Here is a 3,920-nt window from a genome sequence, read left to right on the forward strand (position 1 = left end):
CCCCCGCAGGCGCCCAGCCCCGGACCGTCGATCACCCGCCGGCCGCGCTCTCCCCCGGGTCCGTCGACCCCGGACCCGTCGACCCCGTGGCCGCGTTCCGCCCGGTCCCACCCGACCAGCGCACTCCGGAGCGGTACCTCCCGAGCCCCTCGCCCGACCCGTGGTACTCCTCCCCTCCCACCGTGGACCCCGACACGGCTCCCGGCACCATCCTGGCCACCCGCCCGGTGTCGATCCCGCCGCACAACGTCCGCAACTTCGGCCGCGGATGGCAGGTGCTGGTCCAGAGCGCCGACTCCCACGACCGGCCGCAGCAGATCGTGTCCACGATCATCGAGCCGGCCACGCCGTGGCCCGGCCCGGAGCCCCGGCCGCTGGTGTCGTTCAACGTGACCATCGACTCGCTGGGGCTGACGTGCATGCCCTCGCACGTCCTGCCCCACAAGTTCAACATGGAACTGCCGCCCTTCCTGCAGATCCTCGCCGATCGTGGCTACGGGCTCGTCCTCACGGACTTCCAGGGCCCCAAGGCCGCGTACGCGGCGGGACGGGCCAACGGCCGGGCCGTCCTGGACGGGATCCGCGCGGCCCGCGCCTTCACCCCGGCCGGTGACCCGGGCCCGATCTTCTCCGACTCGCGCGTGGTCCAGGTGGGGTACTCCGGTGGGGCAATCGCCACGGGGTGGGCCGCCCAGCTGCAGCCGGTGTACGCACCCGAGCTCACCGGGGTGCTGGTCGGGTCCTCCGTGGGCGGGGTCCCCGCCGACTACGCGGATCTGTTCGACACGATGGACGGGACGCTCGCCTCCGGCCTCTACCGCGCCGCCGTGCTGGGGCTGGCCCGCGAGTACCCGCAGCTCTACCCGCTGCTCAACGACACCGGCGACGTGGTGGCGCACCAGCTCCGCGACGCCTGCGCGTCGACCAACACGGTCGGCGGACTCGCCCCTTTCCCGCTGTCGGCGATCACCGACCTCGACCCCCGCACCGATCCCACGGTGATCGAGGTGATGGCCCGCAACAGATTGGGGCGGGCCGATCCCGCCCACGGAGCGGATCCACGTGAGGTCCCCTCCGGGCCGGTGCAGGTGTGGCACGCCGACGCGACCGTCCCGATGGGCCCCGGTCCGGGCTCGTCACAGGGCCCCGGGGACACCTTCGTCCCGGAGTGGACCGCCCACAGGCTGGTCGACGAGTGGTGCGCGGCGGGTGCGGACGTGGAGTACACGCCCGTGGCCGGTGAACACGTGACCGGCGCCTACACGGCGGTCGGTCCCGTCATGGACTGGGTGGACGCCCGCGCCCGCGGCGTGCCGTTCACCACGGGGTGCCGCTGATCGGCGATCCCGGCGGTAACCTCGGCCGGGTGAGCACCACGCAGCAGACCCCCCCGGCCCAGTCCACCCTGGACACCGAACTCAAGCGCCTCACCGGCTGGGGACGCACCTCGCCGGCCATGAGCCACGTGCTCACCCCACGCTCGGTGGAGGAGATCTCGGCGGCCGTCGCGGCGGTCAACGACGCCAACTCCTCCGGTCCAGCACACCTGCGGCGCGGGGTCGTGGCCCGGGGACTCGGCCGCTCGTACGGGGACAGTGCGCAGAACTCCGGCGGCCTGGTTCTGGACATGAGCCGGTTCAACCGCATCCACGAGCTCAACGCCGAGAAGGCGCTCGCCGTGGTCGACGCCGGGGTGAACCTGGACCAGCTCATGCGCGCCGCACTGCCGTTCGGCCTGTGGGTACCGGTGCTGCCGGGCACGCGTCTGGTCACCGTGGGCGGGGCGATCGGACACGACATCCACGGCAAGAACCACCACTCGGCGGGGTCGTTCGGCAACCACGTCACCCGGATGGAGCTGCTCGTCGCGGACGGCCGCGTCCTCACCCTGGAGCCCGGTGGGACGTCCGACGACCCCGGGGGCACGCTCTTCTGGGCCACGGTGGGTGGCAACGGCCTCACCGGCGTCGTCCTCAAGGCGTGGATCGCCATGACCCGGACCGAGACCGCGTTCTTCCTGGCCGACTCCGACCAGACCGCCTCGCTCGACGAGACCATCGCGCTGCACACCGACGGCTCCGAGGCCAGGTACACCTACTCCTCGGCGTGGTTCGACGCGATCAGCGCGCCGCCGAAGCTCGGCCGCGCCGCCGTGTCCCGCGGTTCGCTCGCCACGCTGGCCCAGCTCGAGGAGTATGCGCCCAAACTCGCCAAGGACCCACTGGCCATGAACGCCAAGCCGCTGGTCACGTTCCCGGACGTGTTCCCCAACGGCCTGGCCAACAAGTTCACCTTCGGTCCCATCGGCGAGGTCTACTACCGCCTGGGCGGCACCTCGAGGAACAAGATCAAGACCCTCCCGGCCTTCTATCACATGCTCGATCTCTTCGGCGAGTGGAACCGGGCGTACGGGTCGGAGGGCTTCCTGCAGTACCAGTTCATCGTCCCGCCCGGGGCGGTCGACGGGTTCAAGGAGATCATCGGCGATATCCAGCGGTCGGGCCACTACTCGTTCCTCAACGTGTTCAAGCTCTTCGGGCCCGGGAACCAGGCGCCGCTCTCGTTCCCCATGGAGGGCTGGAACGTGTGCGTGGACTTCCCCATCAACGACCGCCTGAACGCGTTCGTCAACGAGCTCGACGCCAAGGTCATGTCGATGGGCGGCCGGCTCTACACCGCCAAGGACTCGCGGGTCCCGGCCGAGCGTTTCCACGCCATGTACCCGCAGATCGACTCGTGGATCGCCACGCGCCGCGGGATCGACCCCCACGGGGTCTTCGTCTCCGACATGGGCCGGCGTCTCGAACTGCTCTGACCCGGGGGCTGTACAGGCGGTCGTCGGCGGGCCCACAATAGGGTGACCCCGGACGACGAGGGTCGCCCGGAGGCCGATCGGGAGTCCGCCATGATCCTCCGCACCGTCGCCGCCGCCGTCGTCCTCGTCGCCGTCTCCCCGCCGTCCACCGCGTGGAGACGGGCACCGCGGAGGCCGCCCCCGGCACCTCCCGGGGTCCGCCCACCCCCTCGGGGCTCGCGCCCCGCCGGGTAGTCCCGGCCACCTTCCCCGTTCCGGCGGGAAGGCCTCGGTAGACTCCTGCGCATGATCAATGCCGTCGGCGTCCCCCAGACCCTGCTCCTGCTCGGAGGCACCTCCGAGATCGGCCTGGCGATCTGCGGGGAGTACCTCCAGCAGGGGCCGATGCGCGTGGTGCTGGCCTGCCTCCCCGGAGACCCGGGCATCGAGGACGCGCGCGCCGAGATGACGGCCGCCGGGGCCACCGCCGTCGACGTGGTGGACTTCGACGCCGCCGCCACCGACTCCCACCCGGCCGCCTTCGAGCAGATCTTCGCCGGGGGCGACGTCGACGTGGCCATCGTGGCGTTCGGCCTGCTCGGGGAGAACGAGGAACTCTGGTCCGATCAGCGCAAGGCCGTGCAGATCGCCCAGGTCAACTACACCGGCGCCGTCTCGGTGGGCGTGCTGCTCGCCGGGCGGATGAAGACGCAGGGATACGGCCGGATCATCGCCATGAGTTCGGCCGCCGGGCTCCGCGCCCGCCGCTCCAACTTCGTCTACGGCTCCACCAAGGCCGGGCTCGACTCCTTCTACACGGGCCTGGGCTACGCGCTCGACGAGTACGGGGTGGACGTCCTGGTGATCCGCCCGGGTCAGGTCCGCACCCGCATGTCCGCGCACGTCAAAGAGGCACCGCTCACCATCAACAAGGACGACGTCGCCCGCATCGCGGTCAAGAAGTCCGGGGCGGGCAAGGGCGCCGTCTTCGCCCCCGCCGCGTTCGGCGGCGTCATGGCCGTGCTCACCCACGTGCCGCGCCCGATCTTCCGCAAGCTCCCCTTCTGACCATGCCGGTGGCGCTCCGGGGGCCGGGCCTGGCGGCCGCGGCGACGCTGCTGGCCGC

At 71.7% G+C, this 3,920-nt stretch carries 3 protein-coding genes; all 3 read left to right on the forward strand.

The window, feature by feature from the left end; genetic code table 11:
- A partial coding sequence (locus G6021_RS00620; RefSeq protein ID WP_241736363.1) for a lipase family protein occupies positions 1-1,337 on the forward strand: 1,337 nt, incomplete at its 5' end.
- Between the two features lie 29 nt (positions 1,338-1,366).
- On the forward strand, positions 1,367-2,815 hold the full coding sequence (locus G6021_RS00625; protein WP_182640463.1) for an FAD-binding protein: 1,449 nt from the start codon (positions 1,367-1,369) through the stop codon (positions 2,813-2,815).
- Between the two features lie 285 nt (positions 2,816-3,100).
- Complete coding sequence (locus G6021_RS00630) at positions 3,101-3,862, forward strand: decaprenylphospho-beta-D-erythro-pentofuranosid-2-ulose 2-reductase (protein WP_179524240.1); 762 nt, start codon at positions 3,101-3,103, stop codon at positions 3,860-3,862.
- The last annotated feature ends 58 nt before the right edge of the window (positions 3,863-3,920 follow it).

Origin of the sequence: Dietzia sp. CW19 (assembly GCF_014145265.1) — a bacterium.
Taxonomy (GTDB): Bacteria; Actinomycetota; Actinomycetes; order Mycobacteriales; family Mycobacteriaceae; genus Dietzia; species Dietzia natronolimnaea.

Coding starts and splice junctions, on each gene's coding strand:
- G6021_RS00630 (WP_179524240.1), top strand. CDS start 3,101: ATGATCAATGCCGTCGGCGTCCCCCAGACCCTGCTCCTGCTCGGAGGC.